General features: G+C 50.9%; 20 protein-coding genes and 3 tRNA genes. 5 read left to right on the top strand and 18 right to left on the bottom strand.

Features of this window, described 5'->3' with window-relative positions; all coding sequences use genetic code 11:
- Positions 1-53: 53 nt before the first annotated feature.
- The 12 genes from IJG50_01190 to IJG50_01135 form a co-directional block, all read right to left on the bottom strand.
- Positions 54-1,226: an S-layer homology domain-containing protein gene (locus IJG50_01190; protein MBQ3378459.1), complete on the bottom strand. Its 1,173-nt coding sequence runs from the start codon at positions 1,224-1,226 to the stop codon at positions 54-56.
- A 127-nt stretch (positions 1,227-1,353) separates the two neighbouring features.
- Positions 1,354-3,306 (bottom strand): S-layer homology domain-containing protein, encoded by a 1,953-nt coding sequence (locus IJG50_01185; protein MBQ3378458.1) that lies wholly within the window; start codon positions 3,304-3,306, stop codon positions 1,354-1,356.
- Between the two features lie 248 nt (positions 3,307-3,554).
- Positions 3,555-4,403, bottom strand: coding sequence for a hypothetical protein (locus tag IJG50_01180; GenBank protein ID MBQ3378457.1), 849 nt, complete (start codon positions 4,401-4,403; stop codon positions 3,555-3,557).
- Between the two features lie 355 nt (positions 4,404-4,758).
- A complete protein-coding gene (locus IJG50_01175; protein MBQ3378456.1) occupies positions 4,759-6,336 on the bottom strand; it encodes an AarF/ABC1/UbiB kinase family protein in 1,578 nt (525 codons plus the stop codon).
- Entirely contained in the window at positions 6,329-6,634 is a 306-nt protein-coding gene (locus IJG50_01170; protein MBQ3378455.1) for an aspartyl beta-hydroxylase, read from the bottom strand. Before IJG50_01170 ends, IJG50_01175 begins: the two co-directional genes overlap by 8 nt.
- A gap of 280 nt (positions 6,635-6,914) precedes the next feature.
- The gene (locus IJG50_01165) at positions 6,915-7,727 is read right to left on the bottom strand and encodes an SDR family oxidoreductase (protein ID MBQ3378454.1); all 813 of its coding nucleotides are present in this window, start codon (positions 7,725-7,727) and stop codon (positions 6,915-6,917) included.
- A gap of 92 nt (positions 7,728-7,819) precedes the next feature.
- Positions 7,820-9,283, bottom strand: coding sequence for an aromatic ring hydroxylase (locus IJG50_01160; protein MBQ3378453.1), 1,464 nt, complete (start codon positions 9,281-9,283; stop codon positions 7,820-7,822).
- Positions 9,284-9,706: 423 nt separating this feature from the next.
- Positions 9,707-10,519, bottom strand: a complete 813-nt coding sequence (locus IJG50_01155) for an SDR family oxidoreductase (GenBank protein MBQ3378452.1) — start codon at positions 10,517-10,519, stop codon at positions 9,707-9,709.
- A gap of 92 nt (positions 10,520-10,611) precedes the next feature.
- Positions 10,612-12,081, bottom strand: coding sequence for an aromatic ring hydroxylase (locus IJG50_01150; protein ID MBQ3378451.1), 1,470 nt, complete (start codon positions 12,079-12,081; stop codon positions 10,612-10,614).
- A 156-nt stretch (positions 12,082-12,237) separates the two neighbouring features.
- Positions 12,238-13,281, bottom strand: a complete 1,044-nt coding sequence (mtnA, locus tag IJG50_01145; protein MBQ3378450.1) for an S-methyl-5-thioribose-1-phosphate isomerase — start codon at positions 13,279-13,281, stop codon at positions 12,238-12,240.
- A 12-nt stretch (positions 13,282-13,293) separates the two neighbouring features.
- Positions 13,294-13,902 carry an MBL fold metallo-hydrolase gene (locus IJG50_01140; GenBank protein ID MBQ3378449.1) on the bottom strand — a complete coding sequence of 203 codons (609 nt, stop codon included), beginning with the start codon at positions 13,900-13,902 and terminating at the stop codon, positions 13,294-13,296.
- Between the two features lie 28 nt (positions 13,903-13,930).
- Positions 13,931-14,623: an epoxyqueuosine reductase gene (locus IJG50_01135; protein ID MBQ3378448.1), complete on the bottom strand. Its 693-nt coding sequence runs from the start codon at positions 14,621-14,623 to the stop codon at positions 13,931-13,933.
- 44 nt (positions 14,624-14,667) lie between these two features.
- Between IJG50_01135 and IJG50_01130 the strand changes: the two genes are divergently transcribed.
- The 5 genes from IJG50_01130 to IJG50_01110 all read left to right on the top strand — a co-directional run bounded on the left by IJG50_01130 (position 14,668) and on the right by IJG50_01110 (position 18,580).
- On the top strand, positions 14,668-15,345 hold the full coding sequence (locus IJG50_01130; GenBank protein MBQ3378447.1) for a hypothetical protein: 678 nt from the start codon (positions 14,668-14,670) through the stop codon (positions 15,343-15,345).
- Between the two features lie 216 nt (positions 15,346-15,561).
- A complete protein-coding gene (rnhA, locus tag IJG50_01125; protein MBQ3378446.1) occupies positions 15,562-16,017 on the top strand; it encodes a ribonuclease HI in 456 nt (151 codons plus the stop codon).
- On the top strand, positions 16,018-16,560 hold the full coding sequence (locus IJG50_01120) for a carbonic anhydrase (protein MBQ3378445.1): 543 nt from the start codon (positions 16,018-16,020) through the stop codon (positions 16,558-16,560). It abuts the gene before it with no gap.
- Positions 16,561-17,463 carry an RluA family pseudouridine synthase gene (locus tag IJG50_01115; protein ID MBQ3378444.1) on the top strand — a complete coding sequence of 301 codons (903 nt, stop codon included), beginning with the start codon at positions 16,561-16,563 and terminating at the stop codon, positions 17,461-17,463.
- Positions 17,464-17,467: 4 nt separating this feature from the next.
- Entirely contained in the window at positions 17,468-18,580 is a 1,113-nt protein-coding gene (locus IJG50_01110; protein MBQ3378443.1) for a DUF3810 domain-containing protein, read from the top strand.
- Between the two features lie 63 nt (positions 18,581-18,643).
- Here the strand turns inward: IJG50_01110 and IJG50_01105 are convergent.
- The 6 genes from IJG50_01105 to zapA form a co-directional block, all read right to left on the bottom strand.
- A tRNA-Val gene (locus tag IJG50_01105) sits at positions 18,644-18,719 on the bottom strand.
- Between the two features lie 2 nt (positions 18,720-18,721).
- Positions 18,722-18,796, bottom strand: a tRNA-Glu gene (locus IJG50_01100).
- 46 nt (positions 18,797-18,842) lie between these two features.
- Positions 18,843-18,919 (bottom strand) — tRNA-Met (locus tag IJG50_01095).
- Between the two features lie 119 nt (positions 18,920-19,038).
- On the bottom strand, positions 19,039-19,485 hold the full coding sequence (gene dut, locus IJG50_01090) for a dUTP diphosphatase (protein MBQ3378442.1): 447 nt from the start codon (positions 19,483-19,485) through the stop codon (positions 19,039-19,041).
- 11 nt (positions 19,486-19,496) lie between these two features.
- A complete protein-coding gene (locus IJG50_01085) occupies positions 19,497-21,605 on the bottom strand; it encodes a U32 family peptidase (GenBank protein MBQ3378441.1) in 2,109 nt (702 codons plus the stop codon).
- Entirely contained in the window at positions 21,598-22,017 is a 420-nt protein-coding gene (zapA, locus tag IJG50_01080; protein ID MBQ3378440.1) for a cell division protein ZapA, read from the bottom strand. Before zapA ends, IJG50_01085 begins: the two co-directional genes overlap by 8 nt.
- Positions 22,018-22,243: the final 226 nt, after the last annotated feature.

Raw genomic sequence — 22,243 nt, 5'->3', positions numbered from 1 at the left:
GTTCAAATTGGGGCCGCGCGCTGCCCGCGCAGCCCCAAGAGAACTCTATACGTTTAGGATATTGCCGCCGTGCTGAAACCGAAATAATCAAATAAGGTTTCGAGCACCTCGGTAGTCGCAAGGCGCGCGCCCATGTTTTTGAATGCGCCCTGCTGGTCCTCGGTCATTGATCTGTATTCAGCCTTCACATTGGCCATCTGAGCGCCGTAATGCAAGTCAATGTATGCACGATCGAGGAATACTCCGTTATTGTGTGCATCAAGCGCTGCCTGCAAAGTCTCTACAAGCTTGCCGAGGCATGCATATGCGGTATCGTCGGTAGAAGCCAGACGGGGATACTTGTTAACGATCTGCTGGAGGTAATCGGCGATGACCTTCTCCTGAGCTATGTCTTCCGCAGTCGGTGCGTTGCTCGGTTCGTCGGAGCCGCCTCCGCCGCCGCCTCCGGAGCTTGAGCCGGAGTTATCCTTCGCGTCGGTTTTATCGGTATTGTCGTTATTGTCGTTATTGTCGTTATTGTCGGTGTTGTTCTCGGTATCTGTATTATTCGTGTCCTCGCTTGCCGTGCCGTTTAATGCTGCAACAACTTGGCTCTCTATGTGGATCACCTTTGCAACTGCAGCGCGCGTAGCGTTGCCCCGGGGATTGAATACGGGCTCGCCGTTTAAATCATAGCCGTTTACGATACCGGCATTCTGAGCTATTGCAACAGCCGAAGCGGCATAAGACGAAATGTCGGCTGCGTCAGCGAAAGAAACGTCGCCCTCGTACTGCGAAAGGTCGAGCTTTAAGTAATCCCTCATGTAGCGCACGATGATCGCGCACATCTGCTCGCGGGTCACGTTCTCATTGGGAGCAAAGGTAGCGGCGTCCTTGCCGGTAACTATGCCGTTTGCGGCGGCCCAGTTGACTGCGTCGTAATAATAGGCCGTGGAAGCTACGTCGTTAAAGCCCGCAGCAGAAGAAACTTCTGTGCTCATGCCCATATTGTCTGTCTGTCTCTTTAATACGGTCACAAACATGCCGCGCGTCATGTAATTATCGGGGCTGAAAGTGTCCTCTGTGGTGCCCGAGAAGAGTCCGTTTTCATATGCATACGTTACGTCTTCCGTATACCAAGCGTCGCCCGGCACGTCCGTAAAGGGGAGATCGGCCGCAAGCGCCGTGCCTGCAAGCATTACTGCACAGACAGCGCCGGCGATAACTGCCGTTATTTTTTTACGCATGTTATGTTTTTCCTCCAATTTTGAGCAAAGCCGACACCATTTGAATCTTTATTAGCTTCTAAACAGTGTCGGCCAGCCTTCATGTCATATTTCTGATTTTACTATGCTGCCAAGCGGCAATCAATATTTAGTTTTTGTCGATAACCAGCGTAGCAGTATAGGTGCCTGCACCTGCAACGGTACCGGTCGTATCGAACAATGCGTCGCATACTGCGTTCATAAGGTTGTCAAGACCGGGGCCGTAAGAAGCCTTTACCTTGTTGTATGCCTTATTGAATACAGGGATGCTCTTTGCATCTGCAAGAACGCCGTTGTCGGTCGTTGCCGTCGAAAGCGTACCTGCTGCAGTGTAAGTTATGGTTATGGTCGTGCCGGACGCCTGAGCCATATTCGTGGTCTTGTCAGCCATTATCTGAGCTACCTTTGCGCTGTTGGGAGCGTAGGTAACGGTAACGCCGCCCTTTGCAAGCTCGGTCTGCAGCTCGTCAAGGATGCTCTGGATCTTGGCCTGGCGGACAGTCTTGTCTTTCTCTGCCGTTTCAAAAGCGTCTGCAAGCGCCTCGATGTCGCCAAGCACCTTATTTGCCCAAGCCTCATACTGGGCTGCGGTCAGCGGCTTAACGCCGGTGCCGGAATACTGCATGAACTCGGTAACTACAAAGTCGGCAGAAAGTGCGTTTACAGCTGTCTTTATGTCTGCATTGCTAGCATATTCTTTAATGATACCCTGTAAGGATCCTGCAACAACAGTACTGTCGGTCATGTAATCGTAAACTTCATCGATGCCCGTCTGGATCTTGGAGTCGAGCTTGTTGAAGTACTTTGCAAGGTCAACGTCCTTCGCTGCAACGATAGCAGTTGCGGAGGGGTTGCAGTTTGCATCAAGCTTTGCGGGAGCGAGCGTTGCCTTAGAGGTGTTGTCTGCAGCAACGTCTGCAAGCGTCATAGCGCTTACGTCAACCTCGAGGTATGCCTTAGCGGAAACGAGGTTGGAAGCGTCGGTCGCAACCGCGATAGCTGCGCGCTTGTCGCTCATGGTAATGGTGATGTCAGTGTCGGCTGCTACGGTGCCGTCAGCAACAACGGTGCCTGCCGGAACGGTTGCGGTCGTCTTGCCGAAATCATCGGGAAGCTGTGCCGTGATGGACTCGGTGCGGCTCTTCGTCTTATTGAGAAGAGTGTTTATCGAGTTGTCGATATAAGTCTGGTTGTCGTAGTCCTTCTTTGCGCCGCTAACGTCCTTAAGAAGGTCTTCAACGCCCGTTCTTACGGTATCGGTGCCCTTTAAGAGGTTATCGCCGATGGTGTTGTTCACGTAAAGATTGATCATGGGAACGCCGGATACGGGGTGAGTGAAGGTGAACTCGGTCTTGTAGTAGGTGGTGCCTCCACCGCCGCCGCCACCGCCGCCTCCGCCGCCGCCGGAGGAAACGGAAACCTTATACCAGTGCAGACGGTAAACTACTGCTGCAACTTCTGCGCGGGTAGCGTTGTCAAGAGGTCTGAAGTTGGAGTTTTCGTCGCCGACGATAAGGCCTCTGGAAACTGCGATGTTTACATCATTCTTTGCCCACTCGGCGATCTGAGCTGCGTCGCCGAAGTTGATAACCGTACCTTCGTCAACGTGCTTCTTGTTGTACTGCTTCTCAACGTAAGAAACATAGCGGCCGATCATGGTTGCCAGTTCCTGACGGGTGATAGCGAGATCGGGCGAGAACGTAGTATCGGACGTACCGTTTACTATACTCTTGCTTACTGCCCAGTCAACGCCGCCGTTGTACCAGGAACCTACTTCGCAGTCGGTAAACTGAGTTTCCGCCTGCGGGTTCACCGTCTCAGTCTCGAGACGCGAAAGAACTGTTACGAACATTGCACGGGTCATGTTCATGTCGGGTGCAAATTCGGTTGCCGAAATGCCGTTCATGTAATTGTGCTCTGCAACGAAGTCAACGTAAGGCACATACCAAGAATCGTCTACAACGTCCGTAAACTGGTCATGACCAGCCGCCATTGCAGGTACGACTGCAAGTATTGCTATCGTCAACACTATGCAGAGAACTCGCATGAAATTCTTTTTCATACTAAATCCTCCCTAATATTCGGTCGCCTCCGTAATGCGAAAGCGTATCCGTTTTTTTGATATATTTTCAAAGGATCGCCGGCGATTTCATTTTCGATCCTTTAAAAACCGTTATAAGCGACGCGTCAATACGCGTCAAAAAAGCCCTGATATCATATAATACAGAGATATATTTTATATTAACATAATACTGTCATAAATATCAAGTTACAATTATGTTACAAATGTGCAAATTTTCAGCCCGATTTTTATGAATATTGCGAAATAAGGCTTGCTTTCGTGTTTGCTTTTATGTCTTCGTAGTTGCTTTCTATCTGCGAAGCGAGATCGGGGTCAAGCTCCCTTATTTTTGATATGAGCGAACTCATCTGTGAATCGCATTCGTTTTCAACGGCGGAGACCTGGGACATATACGATCTTACCACCTTCATCTTGTTCGCAGTTGTCTGTTCATCCTTCGGAAGCGACCAGAACTCATGCTTCATCTGTTCGATAAGCGCGCCGGTGCGGCTCTCGAACGAGGCCTGAAGCACATAGATCTGCGTAAGGAGCGACTGTATCTGCGCCTGTGTCTCGTCTTTTTCGCTGTTTTGCGAATCGCTGCTATCCTGTTCCGACGTATCATCGTTTGAAGATGCGTCGTTTTCGTCAGTCTGAGTCTGTGACGCGTCGGTCTGTCCCTCGGACGTGCCTGTGCCGGACGACGTGCCTGTGTTGGACGACGTACCTGTGTTAGACGATGTGCCCGAATTCGACGATGTGCCGCTTTCGTCAGTCTGAGCCGATGAAGACGAGCCGGAGATGATGCCCTGCGCCACTTCTTCGGCAGTCGTTTCGCCGCTTTCTATAGCGGCTATCTCTTCATCGGAAAGCGCAATGTCGGGGATGTCGTAATCTTCTTTCATCTGGTTCTGCTCTTCTGTCAGGCGTTCCTGCTCAGCTTCGATTTTGGCTTCATCCGTTCGGGCGTACTTAAAATATTCAAACATATCGCGGTTCGCAATAAGCAGCACCGCCAAGATCACTACTATTATAAGTATTATTATACCTACAACTTTTTTCGATTTTTTCTTTGCTTTAATGATGATCAGCTCCATTCGTTAGTTTAAAAAAACATCGCTTATTCTCTGATTATCGCAAAAAGGCGTCTGCCGCGCAATACTGCGGCATAAGTAATTTATCAGAAAAATATTTGTCCGTCAAGCCAAATACGCACGCAAATGCTTTTTCGGATATTCTGACGAAAAATTTAAGAAAAAAGTTTTGATTTTGCAGTTGAAACTTTTTCCTATTTTCATATAAGGCGTATGATCGCCGCCAAACCGCTTTGGAACGCATCGGCGGTTTTGGGTCGCCTCTTTAAATGCTTCTTGTCGCCTTCCCTGTGGTGAGATACTTTTTCTCTCTTTAAAATCATAAAGGACACCGCGCTTTAAAAAAGCCCGATATCCTTTATCTTCTTATGACTCGTATCATAAGCAAAAGCGCAAGCGCGTAACCCACCAGCGTCGGCACGCTCATTCCCCACAACACCTGCGGAAGCGACGAAAAGCAGAGTATGCTTGCAGCGATAAAAAGCCCCGCCGCCGCGACGGATGCGGCAATGCGTCCCGAGCCGCGCGATATCTCACGCCGATACTCTTCGCTTTCGGTATTCTTTATGTTTATCTTTGCCTCGCCAGTGATCGCAAGCCTTAAAAGCTCCGCCGTGTTCACGGGTATGCTTTCAGACTTCTTCGCTATATAATACGCCGACTTTGCAATCGACATGAGCGTCTTTTTTACGTCGATATCCTTAACGATATCGCTCTGCATATACTCAGCCGCAATGTTCAATATACTTATATCGGGCGAAAGCTGAGTAAGTACGCCCTCAAGCGTGAGAAGTCCGCGCCCTATCATCGTTATGCCGCGCGACATGGTTATCCCGTGCGAGCCCGCCATAACAACAAAATCCTCCACGGCCTGGCCTATATTTATCTTTCCCATATCTACTGCGGCGTAGCGCGCGAGCAGGTCTCCCACGTCGGCCAAAAGCTTCGCGTGGTCTATTTCGCCCTGGGCCGAACCCAAAAGAAGCAAAAGGCTTTTAAGCTCTGCGGCGTCGCCCTGTACAATGGCAAAAACAGCGTTTCGAAACAGGCGGCGGTCCCTTTCCGTAAGGCGCCCCATCATGCCCATGTCGATATACACTATACGCCCGTCGCGGATATATATGTTGCCGGGATGCGGATCAGCGTGGAAAAAGCCGTCCGTGAACATTTGCTTTATGTAATTGCTGGCGAGCTTATGGCCTATCTCCTCAGGGTCGTAGCCTGCCTCCAAAAGCGCTTCGCGGTCGTCGATCTTTATCCCGTCAATGCGCTCCATAACGATGACCCGCTGAGTCGTGAGGCTTTTATACACCTTCGGCGCCGATATGAATTTTACATCGCTGTTCAATTCGGCAAATTCGCGCATGTTTTCGGCTTCACGTATAAAATCGGTCTCCTGCTCGGCCGCAAAAAGAAGCTCGTCAAGAATATCTTCTATACTGAATACGTTTCCGGCGCGCCTGTCTAGCGAAAGCAGGCGCGTTATTCTCTTTAAAAACTCGATATCGCGACGCATGGCGTCGCGCATGCCGGGACGCTGCACCTTAACGACTACACGATTTTTTCCGTTAGTTACGGCCGGATATACCTGCGCTATAGACGCGCTGCCTGTCGGCTCCGTCGTAAACGAGGAAAAACGCTTCTCGATGGGCATACCGTAATCCTGCTCGATGACCTCGCGCATGGCCTCGAAATCGAGCGTGCGCACGTCGGTGCGAAGATGTGACAGCTCTTCGCAGTACTCCGCGCTCAGGATGTCCCTCCTCATCGAAAGTATCTGCCCCAGCTTTACGAAGCCGGGGCCCATATCCTCGATAACGAGCCGCAGTTTTTCGGGCGTCATGCCCGATATTACTCCCCGGCGGGCAAGTATCGCGATTATTTCACGTATCCGGGCGCGATTGCTTACCTGAGTCTTTTCGCCGGTATCACTCATCGCCGTTTAAAACTTCGTCAAGCCTGCCCTGAAGCGTGAGCAGCTCTTCGGGCGAAAGCTTTTTGAGCATTTTCATAACGTCGTCGGCAGTAGGCTCGTCGCTGTCGGAAGCAGGCGCGCTGTCGCGCTTTAGGCGGCGCGAAAGCTCCTCGTTGAGCGTTTTGCCCTGTTCCAGCGTGATCTCTCCTTTTTTAACGAGCTCGTCGGTTATATCCTTTGCCTTTTCCGCCGTCATTGCAGCCGCTCCGAGCGATGCGAGCAAAAGTTTCTTTACGTCTCCTCCGATGTTGTCAAGCATAATATCTTCTCCTTTCCGAAATTTGGGCAAAGCCCTTTATATTTATATATTATAGCATACCATATATAAATATAAAGAGGTAATTTTTTAATGTTTTTTGCTTTTTTGCATAGATGCTCACGCGCGGCGGACGTGACCGTGCCGAGCGCCGCCCTGCCGTCTGCGGCGGGGCGTGCTTTCGACGCAAAAGCGCTGCTTTTAGAGGTTTTATCCCCAAATAAAAAACGCAAAGCGATTGCTTTGCGTTTTTTCGCATATCGTTTTTGAAGATAAGTTGTTCTTACCAAACTACGCGGCCGCCGTCTACCGGTATCGTGATGCCGTTCGTCCACTCTGCTGCGTCGGATGCAAGATAAAGCGCTGCCGCAGCGATGTCCATGGGCTCGCCTATCTTCTTTAAGCTCGGTACGTGAGAAGTGATGGAGGTGTATGCTCTCTCGTTCTGGAGCGTGCCCTCGGTCATAGGAGTTCTTACGTAGCCGGGTGCAATCGCATTGATGCGGATGCCGTATCTTGCCCACTCAAGAACCATGCCCTTCGTCATGTGGATAACGCCTGCCTTAGCCGCAAGGTACGGGTTTATCGCCGAAGATGCAACGATGCCGCCTACGGAGGCGATGTTGATGATGTTGCCCTGGATGCCGTTCTCTATCATAGCCTTAACGACTCTCTGTGCCGCAAACATTACGGCCTTTAAGTCGGTGTCAACTACGTAATGCCACTCTTCTTCGCTCAGCATATCCTTTACGGCATACTTGTCGCCGTCCGGCTTTGCCTTTACGATCTTCTTCGTTACGCCTACGCCTGCGTTGTTTACGAGAATATCTATCCTGCCGAACTTCTCCATGGTCTTTGCTACCATGTTGTCAAGGTCTGCTATCTTTCTTACGTCGGTGTGAATTGCCAGCGTCTCAACGCCGAATTCCTTTGCGATGTCCGCTGCAGCCTTGTCGCAGATGTCCTCTAAGATCTCGGCTATAACTACCTTTGCGCCGTATGCCGCAAACGTCTGAGCTATTGCAAGACCGATACCGCGGCCGCCGCCGGTAACTATTGCAACCTTGCCCGTAAGGTCAAACTTAGGAATGTTCATTGGAATCTACCTCCTGATATTTAATTTTTTAATGCCATAATCCGACAGGCTTTCGCCTGTCGGATTATGTGCTGTTCCGATTATTAAATCAATTACTTCTTCATTACTGCCTTGTGGAACTTGCAGTTCTCGGTGATACCTGCGAGGTCTCTTATGATCTGCTTCTTGGACTCGAAATCGTAGAAGCCGCGGATACCGATTCTCTCCATAACGGGCGAACCGCCGCCGTGTACGCCTGCATACTGGTGAACGCCGCATGCTGCCGATACGGAGTAGTCAGCGATGAATCTGAACAGTCTGTGAGTCTGCTCTGCGGTGAACTCGGGATTTCTCATGATGTACTTGTCCATGTATTCCTTCGTTGCCGGGTTGAAGTAGTCGTCCTCGGGCGGCATGGTTGCCGGGAATCCGCCTGCGATGGAAGCAAGAACGTCATACTCGTGGTAGATGTTCATGCCCGCATGGTATCTTCCGCAGTTGGTGTAGAGGAAGTTCGGCTCGTAAGCGCCGGACGATGTTATATTCGCGGTCGTAGCCGACGCAATGCCCGCGCCGTATACGAGCTCCGCCACGATAGCCATCTCAGTGAGTTCGTCCTTAACGTGGCCCGCCTTAGCTATACCGTTGTAATCTGCAACGAGTGCGGTAGCGCCCATAAGAACGTCGGTAACAGCCGGCTTGCAGCCGCAGTAGCTGAATCTGTGGTTGTTTGCGAAGGAGAGTGCCAGACGGCCTGCGAACTTAAACTCGCCGTTCATGAATATTCTCTCGTTCGGTACGAATACATGATCGAGAACGGTCATGGAGTCGCACATACCGTAGTGGTTGTACGGAGCGTCGATGTGCTTTCTCGGACGGGCGGAGGTCGAGCGGCAAACGAGCGATACGCCCTCGGCGTCAGCGGGGATCGCGAATGCGATAGCCCAGTCCTTATCGTCTTCCTTCATCATACGGGTCGGTATTACAAGAAGCTCATCTGCATAGGGAGCGATGGTGTTGTGTGCCTTACAGCCGCATACCACAACGCCGTCTTCCCTTCTCTCAACAACTCTTACATAGAGATCCGGGTCGACCTGCTCGGAAGGCCTCTTGGAGCGGTCGCCCTTAACGTCGGTCTGCGCGCAGTTTACAACGAGGTCGTTCTTCTGAGCGTAGTCAAGCCACTTCTTGAATCTCTCATGATACTGGGTACCCATCTTATCGTCGATTTCCTTCGTGGTAACGTAGAGCGCATTCGAACCGTCGGTACCCATGCAGCGCTGTGCACAGCCGCCAACGATGTGGCAGAGCTGGCGAAGCATCTGCTGCTTCTTGTAAAGGTCTTCCTTATTCTGATAAATGTGAAGGAAGCGGGAGATTTTTTCACCGTTCAAATGCGAAGTTGCGGTTACCAGGTCTTCGGTCTCGGGATCGAGAGCAGTGTCAAAGGTCATACCTATAACATTCTCGCCGCCCTCCAAAAGCGGGTCGTCTCTTTCCAAGAGTCTGCCGCCGATGTAAACATTCTTTCTCATTCCCTTGAGTTTCTCAAAATACTGTTCTTTTGTACGAAGCATCTTATATCTCCTCCTTAAAAATAATAATAGGTTTTCGTTTGCGCACACTGCAAACATGGGATACTGCCGTATCGTGTCATTATGATAACGTATATGATATACTTTTGTCAATCTCAAAATCTTTGTCGTTTCTGGTATTTTTATGCAAAAAGTTGTTTTCCATCGTTTTTTTTGCTTTAATTGCGTATATGTTTTTGAAGATATTCATGATTTTTTGTTTATTATAACTAAATAAAGGCATTTACGGGCGCATATTGAAAGCAAACTTTGGAACAAACTACAAAGTTTAATTATTTGATTCACTTTCCCAAGCTCCGCTCATTATGCGCCAAACACACCCCGCCCCCGCATAAAAACAAAAAACGCAAAGCTTTCGCTTTGCGTTTTTCATATAACGTCGGCCTCTGCCGACAAAATCATGTCTTACCAAACTACGCGGCCGCCGTCAACGGGGATGGTGATACCGTTAGTCCACTCTGCAGCGTCGGATGCGAGATAAAGTGCGGCTGCAGCAATATCCATAGGCTCGCCGATCTTCTTAACGCTCGGAACGTGCGAGGTGATCGAGTTGTAAGCTCTCTCGTTCTGGAGGGTGCCCTCGGTCATGGGAGTTCTTACGTAGCCGGGTGCGATCGCATTGATGCGAATGCCGTATCTTGCCCACTCAAGAACCATACCCTTCGTCATGTGGATAACGCCTGCCTTAGCCGCGAGGTACGGGTTGATAGCGGAGGATGCAACGATACCGCCAACGGATGCGATATTTATGATGTTGCCCTGGATGCCGTTCTCTATCATGGCCTTAACGACTCTCTGAGCTGCAAACATAACAGCTTTTAAGTCGGTGTCAACAACATAATGCCACTCTTCCTCGTTGAGCATATCCTTTACAGCGTACTTGTCGCCGTCCGGCTTAGCCTTTACGATCTTCTTCGTGATGCCTACGCCTGCATTGTTTACGAGAATGTCTATTCTGCCGAACTTCTCCATGGTCTTTGCTACCATGTTGTCAAGGTCTGCTATCTTTCTTACGTCGGTGTGAATTGCCAGCGTCTCAACGCCGAATTCCTTGGCGATGTCTGCAGCGGCCTTGTCGCAGATATCTTCGAGGATCTCGGCGATAACTACCTTTGCGCCGTATGCCGCGAAGGTCTGAGCTATTGCGAGGCCGATACCGCGGCCGCCGCCGGTAACTATGGCAACTTTGCCGGTAAGATCAAACTTGGGAATGTACATTGGAATCTACCTCCTGATATTTAATTTTTTAATGCCATAATCCGACAGGCTTTCGCCTGTCGGATTATGTAGCATGCTGACTATCAAATCAATTATTTATTGTCTTCCATTACGCCCTTGTGGAGGCTGTTCTTGTTGGTGATACCTGCGAGGTCTCTTATGATCTGCTTCTTGGACTCGAAATCATAGAAGCCGCGGATACCGATTCTCTCCATAACAGGTGAGCCGCCGCCGTGTACGCCCGCATACTGGGATACGCCGCAGTGTGCCGATACGGACAGGTCGGAGATAAATCTGAACAGTCTGTGAGTATCCTCTGCGGTGAACTCGGGATTTCTCATGATGTACTTGTCCATGTATTCCTTCGTTGCCGGGTTGAAGTAGTCGTCCTCGGGCGGCATGGTTGCCGGGAATCCGCCTGCGATGGAAGCAAGAACGTCATACTCATGGTAGATGTTCATGCCTGCATGGTATCTGCCGCAGTTGGTGTAGAGGAAGTTCGGCTCGTAAGCGCCGGACGAGGTTACGTTCGAGGTAGCAGCCGATGCGATACCTGCGCCGTAAACGAGCTCTGCGATGATAGCCATCTCAGTGAGCTCATCCTTAACGTGGCCCGCCTTAGCTATACCGTTGCAGTCAGCAACGAGTGCGGTAGCGCCCATGATAACGTCGGTAACAGCCGGCTTGCAGCCGCAGTAGCTGAATCTGTGGTTGTTTGCGAAGGAGAGTGCCAGACGGCCTGCGAACTTGTACTCGCCGTTCATGAATACTCTCTCGTTCGGGATGAATACATGATCGAATACGGTCATGGAGTCGCACATGCCATAGTAGTTGTAAGGAGCCTTGATGTGCTTTCTCGGACGGCTCGAGGTCGAGCGGCAAACGAGCGATACACCCTCGGCGTCAGCGGGGATCGCGAATGCAACTGCCCAGTCCTTATCGTTCTCGCTCATGAGACGGGTCGGGATAACGAGGATCTCGTCAGCGTACGGAGCGATGGTGTTGTGTGCCTTACAGCCGCATACAACGATACCGTCTTCTCTTCTCTCAACTATTCTTACATAGAGGTCCGGGTCGACCTGCTCGAACGGTCTCTTGGAACGGTCACCCTTAACGTCGGTCTGCGCGCAGTTTACAACGAGGTCGTTTCTCTGTGCGAAGTCGAGCCACTTCTTGAATCTCTCATGATACTGAGTGCCGTACTTGTCGTCGCATTCCTTCGTGGTAACATAAAGTGCGTTCGAACCGTCGGTACCCATGCAGCGCTGGATGCAGCCGCCTACAACGTGGCAGAGCTTACGGAGCATCTGCTGCTTCTTGTAAAGGTCGTCCTGAGTCTGGTAAACGTGAAGGAATCTCGAGATCGGCTCGCCGTTTAAGTGCGAGGTGGTGGTTACGAGGTCCTTCGTCTCGGGATCGAAAGCTGCGTCGAAAGTAACGCCGATAACGTTAACGCCGCCTCTTACGAGCGGATCGGCTCTGTTTAAAAGCTTGCCGCCGATGTAAACGTTGTCTCTCATTCCCTTAAGTTTCTCATAGTACTGTTGTCTTGTACGAAGCATAATTATATCTCCTCCTTAAAAATATTAAAATAATATTCAGCGCACAATTTATAAAGCAAGGCACAAGCCCTCCTTATATCATATATAATAACCTAAAGCGTGACGTTTTGTCAATTAAAACGAGCCCCTGACGTGCATTTTTTTAAAAAAACGCCGTTATCCCTTCAGGATCTTCCGAAGATTTTCGCCGAACGGGGGCATAATCACGCCTTTTTCCGTTATTATCCCCGATATCAGCGAATGAGGCGTCACGTCGAACGCGGGATTGTACGTTTTTACTCCCTCCGGCGCGGTACGCCGTCCGAATCCGCACGTTATCTCCTCGGGCGCTCGCTGTTCTATCTTTATGTCCGCCCCCGTGCGCGTGTTTAGGTCTATCGTAGAGGACGGCGCGGCTATATAAAACGGTATGCCGTGATACCGTGCAAGCACAGCCACGGAATACGTGCCTATTTTATTTGCCGTGTCGCCGTTCGCCGCGATGCGGTCGGCGCCCGTTATCACCTTCTGTATTTTTCCTTGGCTCATGACCATTCCCGCCATGTTGTCACAGATGAGCGTCACGTCAAGTCCCGCCTCTTTAAGCTCGAACGCGGTCATGCGCGCGCCCTGAAGCAGCGGCCTCGTCTCGTCGGCGTAGATCTTAAGCTTCATGCCGCGCTCGTGCGCGAGATACATCGGCGCAGTCGCCGTGCCGTATTTCGAGGTCGCAAGCACGCCCGCGTTGCAGTGCGTGAGCACGCCGTCGCCGTCGGAAAGAAGCGTAAGTCCATATTCGCCTATCATGCGGCACATCTCTATATCCTCGCGCTGTATCGAAACGGCTTCCGCTTCGACTGCGGCTTTAAGGGCGGCCACGTTTTCTCCCGCATAAGAGAGCGCCTTATTCGTTACTCTGTCTATGGCCCAGAACAGATTTACGGCCGTCGGACGCGACGTTTTAAGATATTCGCCCGCCGCTTTGAGCTCCTTTAAATACTCTTCGGCCGTATTCGCTTTCAACGCGTTAGACACGAGCGCGAGGGAATACGCCGCCGCCACGCCGATAGCCGGCGCGCCGCGCACCTTAAGCGTCCGTATCGCGTCAAAGCATTCCTCAAGCGTTTTAAGCTCCGTTATTTTAAGCTCTGTCGGAAGCTTCGTACAGTCGATTATATGAAGCCGTCCGTCTTTGTATGATATCGTATCAAGCACAGCCATTTTGTTTGCTCCTTATAAAGTGATCGTCTCGCCCGCCTCAACTATCAGCTTGCCCTCGCACGAAAGCCTGTCGGCGGCTTCTCGCGAGAAGGTCACGCCCTTCGAGTCGGGACCGCGCGGCACTACGTGTATCGGCACGGTATGCTTCGCCTTGATCATCGCGGCGCATTCCGACGCCTCGGGCGCGCCCATATTGTAGTATCCGTCCATCGGGAGAAGCGCGTAGTCAAGTTTGCGCGCAGCCAGAGCCGCCATCTCGGGGATCTTCGACGTGTCGCCCGCGTGATAAACGGTCACATTGTCAAGCGTTACGATAAAGCCGACGCATTCCTCTTTTTTGTGATTTTTGTTGTATGCGGCAACGGCCTCGATCTTTACGCCGTCCGCTTCGAACGTGCCGTAGCCGCCTCCCTCATGCGCCTCTTTGAAGGTTATCGTTCTGCAGCCCGCCTTTTTCGTGACGAGCGAGGTCTGGTTGTGGTCGAAGTGGTCGTGCGTGACTAAAATTACGTCGGCCGGCTCCGAATAATCGCCGGGAGCGAACGGATCTATATAGATCACCGTTCCCTTATCGGATCTAAGCTTCAGCGACGCGTGGTCGAAGTAAGTCATCGTAGCCATGTTTATGCCTCCTTAAAATATTTATATATTATCGTTTATTATCGTTCTTTTTCGCGCGGCTCTTTTCGCCCTTCGGGCATACGCGCATACAGATCCCGCAAACCGCGCCGCGTCCTATATGCTGATATGCCTTTTTCATATGCTCGCTGCAGGCGCGGTAGTCCATGAGCGGCGTGTCCGGGTCTTCGGGGTCGAAGTCTATACCGTAGAGCGCCTGCGCCGGACAGGCGCTTACGCATTTATTGCACGATGTACAGATATACGCCGCGTCTGTGCTTTCGCGTTTTACGCCCGCGTCAAAATCGGTGAGCACCGTACCAAGCCTCACGCGCGGACCGTATTTTTCATGTATGAAAAGGCAGTTTCGCCCCACGTGTCCCATGCCAGAGAGCACAGCGCCCGTCTTATGAGAAAACCTGCCCCGGTATTTGCCTAAGTTCGGCATACTCTGCGAGGCCGCGACCGTTATATAACGGTATCCGTTTTCCGAAAGCAGAAGCCCCGCACGCAGAAGTATGTGGTCTATGAGCGCGTTTACGCTCCTGTAATGATTGAAGTACGTAAGCGTGGGCGCGCCGTCTATCTCGTCGATTATCGCATCGGAAAGCCTTACGGCCACCGTTATGCCGTGGCCGAGCTCGAGCGACGTATCGAAAAAGCCCACATCGCACGCGCCGAGGGAGCGGCAAAGGGCGGTTATCTCGTCACGAAGCGCTGTCATAATTCTTCCTTTCGTGTTAGAATGGTCAAAAGGGGTGTATATCATTGTCATATATTATATTATCTCATAAAACGTACGCTCCGGTAAAGGAGTATCTTAAAAAAAGAGGCCATATGCTTTTGGAGATCGAAGATTTTTCCGCCGTGAGCGCTGCCGTGGCAAGCCACGCCGATATATACGTCTGCCGCGCGGGCGGGCGCGTTTTCGCCGCGCCCGAGGTCTCGCCGCTTCTTTCGGCGGCGGGGGTCGGGCACGTTAGCGGCAAAAGCCCCGGCGCGGCTTATCCGCACGACGTGCCGTACAACGCTTTCGAAGCGGACGGATACTTCGTGCATAATCTTAAATATACGGAGGAAAGCCTGCTCGCCTTCATAAAAGAACGCGGACTCGTACCCGTAAACGTGCGCCAGGGATATGCGAAATGCTCCGCCGCCGTCTTCCCCGGCGGCGTGATAACGGCGGACGAGGGCATTTTCAGAGCTCTTTCGGGAAAGCTGCCCGTCTTAAAAATACACGAGGGACACGTGTCGCTCCCCGGCCTGCCCTACGGCTTTTTCGGCGGCTGCACGGGGTACACAGGCGGCGAACTTATAATAAACGGCGATCTGTACGCCCATCCCGACGGCGAAAAGATCGCGGCCTTTTTAAACGAACGCGGCGTCAGATCCGTTTCGTTTGCGGGGTATCCTCTTTTGGACGTTGGTTCGATCATTGAGCTGTGACATGGGAACACGGCGTCTCCCGCTTTTAGAATCACGGTTTTTAAAACTTCATTTGATATGCTTCTCTTCCTTTGCAGACAAGACGAATTTTTTAAACCATACTTTCGGAGGGAACGGGACAGTCGCTAAAGGTTTATGTAAGTCTTGCATTTATATCGCGTCATGTGATATGATTATATACCATAAGTAATATTTTTTATTTTTTATCGGAGCATCATGAAAAAAGTCACAATATATACCGATGGGTCGAGCCTCGGTAATCCCGGTCCCGGCGGATACGGCGCGATACTGTTCTATAAAGAGCACAAAAAAGAGATATCGGGCGGCGAGGCGCATACTACGAATAACCGTATGGAGATGCGCGCCGTTATAGAGGCGCTTTCTCTTTTAAAGGAGTCGTGCAGCGTGGAGCTGTATTCCGATTCAAAATACGTTATTGACAGCGTAACTCGCGGCTGGGTATATTCATGGCAGAATAACGGCTGGAAAAAGGCCGATAAATCTCCCGCGCTCAATACGGACCTGTGGGAGCAGATGCTTCCCCTTTTGGAAAAACACAATGTGAACTTTAAATGGGTAAAGGGTCACTCCGACAACGAATATAACGAACGCTGCGACGCTTTGGCCGTCGCTTTTGCCAAATCTCTGAAAAAAGCGGAGGGAGAAAAATAAATGGTACGTGAAATGCTTGAATATAACAAAAACTTTGTCGCAAACAAGATGTACGAGCCGTATGTTACGAGCAAGTATCCCGACAAAAAGGTTGCCATACTCTCCTGCATGGACACGAGGCTTACAAAGCTTCTGCCGGCGGCGCTGGGCATAAAGAACGGCGACGTAAAAATAATAAAAAACGCCGGCGGCGTTGTTACACATCCCTTCGGAAGCGCCGTAAGAAGTCTGCTCATTGCCATATTTGAGCTGGGCGTCGAAGAGGTCATGGTGATCGGCCATACCGACTGCGGCGTTTCGGGAGTAAATGCCGAAATGATGATAGAGCACATGAAGGCGCGCGGTGTTGACCACGAGCATATAGAGCTTATGCGCTACTGCGGCGTTGACTTTGAAAAGTGGCTCTCCGGCTTTGAAAACGTGGAAACCTCGGTCCGGCAGTCTTTGGATATTTTAAAGAATCATCCGCTTATCCCGAAGGACGTTAAATTTTACGGCTTTGTGATGGATTCCGTCACAGGCGCGCTTGCGGCGGTGGAATAAATGGAACGGACCGTCTCGCTGGTCATAGACGACAGCCTCTCGGGGCACGAGATAAAGTATATATTAAAAACGAAGCTTTTTATGTCCGCCAGGCTCATCTCCAAGCTAAAGAACCGCGAGGACGGCATACTTTTAAACGGAGAAAAAGCGTATGTGGTCAAAAAAGTCGAAGCGGGCGACGTGCTCACACTTAAAATATCCGACCAAAGCGAGCGTTCGCAAAATATCGTGCCCGTAAAAGGCAGTATAGATATTGTTTACGAGGACGACGATATACTTCTTGTAAACAAATCGGCCGGCGTTCCTACGCATCCCAGCCAAGACCATTTTTACGATACGCTTGCAAATCACACGGCGTATTATTACATGACAAAGGGGCTTTCGTTCACTTTTCGCCCGATAAACAGGCTTGACAAAAACACATCGGGGCTTATGCTTGTTGCAAAAAACAGCTACGCGCATGATATGGCGGCGCGCCTGCACAAAGAGGGCGCTATAATAAGGAAGTATCTTGCAATAGCCGACGGCATGATCGCCGAAGACTCAGGCTCTGTGGAAGCGCCTATCGCGCGGGCTGGAGAGTCGGTAATAAAGCGCGAGGTCAACATTTGCGGACAGTATGCGCGCACGGACTTTCGGGTGCTTGAAAGGTTTTCGGGGGCCACACTTTTGGAGGTGACGCCCAAAACAGGGCGCACACATCAGATCCGCGTTCATATGGCGCACATAGGCCACCCGCTTACAGGCGATTTCCTCTACGGTAAAGACTGCGGGATAATCGCGCGCCATGCGCTTCATTCTTATAAGATAGAATTCACGCATCCTGTTTCGGGCCGACAGCTCAAATTTGAATGCGATATGCCCGACGATATGAAGCGGGCTATAAAATATTTTGACAGGTGAGTTTATGAAAGAGCGATTTTTCAAAAGACCGCGCTTTATCGTATTTATATTTTCAATGGTGCTTTGTACCGTTATCGACGCAGGAAGGCATTATACGCGGTTCACAGAAACTATCTTCCCCTTGGAGAGAATGGCTGAGCTTAAGGGCCGTATGTTTTCCGTCTTTTCAAATCCCAAGCTTTGCTTTGCCGAAATGTTTATAATTGCAGCGGCTGTGTTCGCCGTGTGCGCAGTTATTTATCTTATCGTGCGCTTTATCCGCGTGCGCCGCAAGGGACGCTTTTTTGTTAATTATATCGTCTTTCTTTTGGCGCTCGTGCTTGTTATAAGGCTTTTCTTTCTCGTGTTCTGCGGCGTGGATTATGCGCGCACACCGATAAAGGAGCAAATGGGGCTCGATACCAGGCCGCAAAGCGCGCAGGTCTTATTCGATACGGCACTGTACATACAGGGCGAGCTCAACGCCGCCGCCGACACGGTGGCGCGCGATCAAAAGGGCGCTTTTACGCCCTCGCGCAGCGCGCGTGAGCTTACGGCCGCATCTCAGGAGGTCTTTGAAACTTACGCCGACCATATATATTTCCTTCACGGACATTACACAACGCCTAAAACGGTTGAATTGAGCGAGCTTATGAACTATCTGCTCATATCGGGCTTTTATTTCCCTTATACGGGCGAGGCAAATGTTAACGTTCGGGACGGACGCCTTTACTTCCCGTATACGGCGTGTCACGAGAAGGCACACCAGTACGGCGTCATGCGTGAGGACGAGGCGAGCTTTCTTGCATTTCTCGCATGCATGGAATCTACGGATGAGGATTTCCGATATTCAGCGCTTGTAAAAGCGTATCAGGTGCTCTCGAACCGCCTCTATTATACTAATCTAAATAAGTATTACGAGCTTTCCAAAACGCTCGACAAGCGCGTGGCCTTCGATATACAGCTCTACCGCGAGCATACCATAAAATATGTGGGCAAAGCTTCCGATTTTTCGGAAAGCGTAAACGACACGTATCTCAAATCTCAGGGACAGGAGAACGGCACCGCAAGCTACGGCGAGCTTGCCGATCTGCTTATCGCGTGGTATTTAAAAACGCAGGTAGTTATGGCATCATAATGATCTATGCGCAAGCCTTTTGGCCGCATGATAAAAAAACCTCGTCAGACGACGAGGTTTTTTTGGTGGGAGCTACAGGGCTCGAACCTGTGACCCTCTGCTTGTAAGGCAGATGCTCTCCCAGCTGAGCTAAGCTCCCGATGGTGACCCGTAGGAGAATCGAACTCCTATCTCCGCCGTGAAAGGGCGGTGTCTTAACCGTTTGACCAACGGGCCGTATTATACTTTTTTTGCGGGAAAGCGCACGGCTTTCCCGCAAAAATGGTAGCGGCAGTCGGATTTGAACCAACGACACTTCGGGTATGAACCGAATGCTCTAGCCAACTGAGCTATGCCGCCATGACCCAACCTGCAAAACAGGCAAGTGTTATTGTAATATATCCGCGCAGGTTTGTCAATATCTTTTACGAAAAAACGTAAAATTTAAAAAATGCCTTTTCTGCCTTTGGTCTATATTGTTATTTCGTCCCCGTTGAGCCAAATCCTCCGCTGCCGCGCTTTGTCTTTTCAAGCGTGTCGGTCTCTTTAAACTCCACGCGGTATACGGGCGCTACGACAAGCTGAGCGATACGCTCGCCGTCCTCCACGGTCACGGCCGTGTCGGACAAATTGACCACGGCGACCTTAAGCTCGCCCGTATAGTCGCAGTCTATAACGCCCACTCCGTTTGAAAGCGAAAGGCCCTTTCTGTGCGCAAGGCCGCTGCGCGCGAACACAAAGCCAGCCGTATTTTCCGGCAGCCCTACTTTCAGCCCCGTCGGTACGAGCGCGCGCTCACGCGGTGAAAGAGTCATAGGCGCATCCAGGCAGGCGAAGAGGTCCGCGCCCGCCGCGCCCTCTGTCGCGTACTTCGGAACGCACGCGCGTTTGCTCAGCTTTACGAATTTTACTTCAAGTTCTTTCATCGTATCCTCCGTCACAGCACGCCCTTATAATAAAGGCCGCGTGTAAAATCTAAAGGCCGCACCGCGCTTTTTTCTTTAAATCGTTTATATATTGCTTCGATCTGTTCCGAGGTCTCATCCGTGAAGTCAAAGCGGACATGAGAAACGCCCAGCCTCTCCAAATCTTTCAGGCGGTCTATCATATACAGCACGTGGCCGTTTAAAAGAGTCGTGCGGCAGCCGAACTCTCCGCGCACAAAAAACTTTTCTCCGCGTCTGTCGGTAAGCGTGCGGTATTCTTTACACATATTGCAGTGCGCGCCGTCGCCGCCGTTTAAGCAGTTTTCCGTTATCATAAGCTCCTGACGGCCGTATATGAGTATCTCCGTGTCAACGGGCTTTGCCATAGCGCGTATTTTCGGTAAAGTAAGCTCGTATGAAAGCATAACTCCGCTTATGTCCATATCCTTTAAAACTTCCAGCGTATATGAATTGTATGCGTTCAAAGAAAAGCCGCATCGTGCTTCAAATCCGAGCGCGCGCACAAATTGTATCTGGCCTATGTTTCCGGTCAGCGCGCCTTGAACACCTATTCTCTTAGCGCACAACAGCATTTTTTCTATTTTGGGCTTTTCGCGGTCGAAGTATACTCGCGGCAGCTTTACAAATACGCGGCGTCCGGCTCGCACAAGATCTTCTGCCGCTTCGCATTTTTCAAATATCGTCTCAAGCGGCATATATATTATGTCCGCTTCCGCCGCCAAGGCTTTCGGCAGCCGTTCTATATCGTCTATATAAACGGAAACGGCATAAGCGCCGCTCCCGCTTTTTTGTCTTTTATGCGCTGCCGCGGACGGCAGTTCAAAAAAGCTTTTTGAAAGATCGTCTGTCGGGCGTTCAAGCTTTGACAGCGCGGCTCGGCGCATACTGTTTATTTCCGAAAGCTTCATAGACAGCCCATCTTCTATATCTAGGCTTATCTCTTTTGCCGAAAAAGGCGTGCCGCCCGTTTTCATAAGCTGAGCGCGCACCGTATCGGCTGAAAGCGCGCGCGTTTTTGCCGGTTCGGGCACACTGCCGGATACCTTTGCCGCAAGGCCGTCCGCGCTGCACACGGTAAGGCTTGCGTTCTGCCCGGCTTTGACGCTGAAGCTCATATCTATGCTTTTCTTCTTTTCCTCGCGCTCCCTTTCGCAGATAGCCTTCGCGCGGGAGAGCACCGCCTTGTATTCGGGCGTATCCGAATTGTCTCTGTGCATACCGAACATATGAGCGCCCTTTTTGCCCGTATAATATCCGTCGGTAAAGCCGTCGCGCGAGAATATCGTTTCAAGGTCTCGCATCTCTTTTTCGGTGGGCGGCGTGCCCTCGTCTATTATGCGTCTGTAAACTGCAGTTACAAGCGCAACGTATTCGGGCCGCTTCAGGCGGCCTTCTATCTTTAAAGAAGTGACGCCCGTTTTTGAAAGTTCGCCTATATACGCGGCAAGGCACATATCTTTGAGGCTTAAAAAATCCCCTCGCCTTTTGTCCTCTCTTTCATACGCAAGGCGGCACGGCTGGCCGCATCGTCCGCGGTTGCCGCTCCTGCCCGCTATCATAGCGGAAAAAAGGCACTGACCCGAATGCGACATACACATCGCGCCGTGTACGAAGACCTCCGTTTCTACGGGAGAGTTCGCCGCGATATACGCAATATCGCCGCGCGAAAGCTCGCGCGCAAGGATAATGCGCGACGCGCCCAATCTTGCTAAAGCAAGCGCGCCGTCAAGCGAATGCACCGACGCCTGCGTGCTTGCGTGAACGGGCATATTAGGCGCGCATTTTCGTATGAGCGAGATCCCTCCGAGATCCTGAACGATCAGCGCGTCGGCCCCCGCCTCGCACGAGAGACGCACGGCGCTTAAAAAAGCGTCCCTCTCAATATCGGAAAACAGCGTATTGATCGCTATATGCACCTTTACGCCGTATTTGTGCGCATATTTAACAGCCGAAAAAAGCTCCTCTTCACAAAATCCGCGCGCGCCTGCGCGCGCATTAAAGCCCGGCGCTCCCAAATATACGGCGTCGGCCCCCGCCGCCACGGCGGCGCGAAGCGCCTCCGGCGAGCCTGCCGGCGATAAAAGCTCCGGTTTATTCACCTTTTTTTGCACCTTTTTTCTTTGCGTGGCTGAGCTTGTCCTCAAGCACAACTATACGCGCCCTATATTCGCTTACCTCTTCCTTTGCGCGCGAAAGCTCCTCTTTGGCAAGCTCGTTTTCTTTTTTTAAAGCGTCTATCTGCTCTTTAAGGCGGTCTGCCTCGCCTGCGCCGGAAGAGGTATCGTTTTTTATTCGCGCAAGCTCACGCTCTGCCTTTTCGCGCAGGCTGAGATAATCCATAGCTACTAAAGCGGCTGCAGTAAGCGATCCCGCGCTTTTGTTGTTTTGTATGCTCGCCGTTATGTCTTCTGTTACTTTGGCCGCGAACCTGGCCGTATCGGACGCCGATTCTTCGGAACATATTTTATACGTCTGACCCAGTATTTTTACTTCCGTAATATTCTTCGTCATAATAATCTCTCCCCTTTATGTACGAAGCTAAGTTTATTTTTATTATACACATAATAGCGCCTTTTGTAAAATACATGAACTATTTTGTTATGGTACAAATGATATGTGACAAAAGAGAATGGAAATTCAACTCGAACATGGTATGATGAAGTTACCACACCAAATCAACCGTGAAAGAGATGAATTTCCATGACCAGTTTAGCATCTAGCGCGCATTTCCGTCAAC

It is taken from the genome of Clostridia bacterium, assembly GCA_017405765.1.
Classification (GTDB): domain Bacteria; phylum Bacillota; class Clostridia; order Oscillospirales; family RGIG577; genus RGIG577.
Note: the sequence above shows the minus strand (reverse complement) of the source record. Positions and strands in the feature narration are given on the sequence as shown.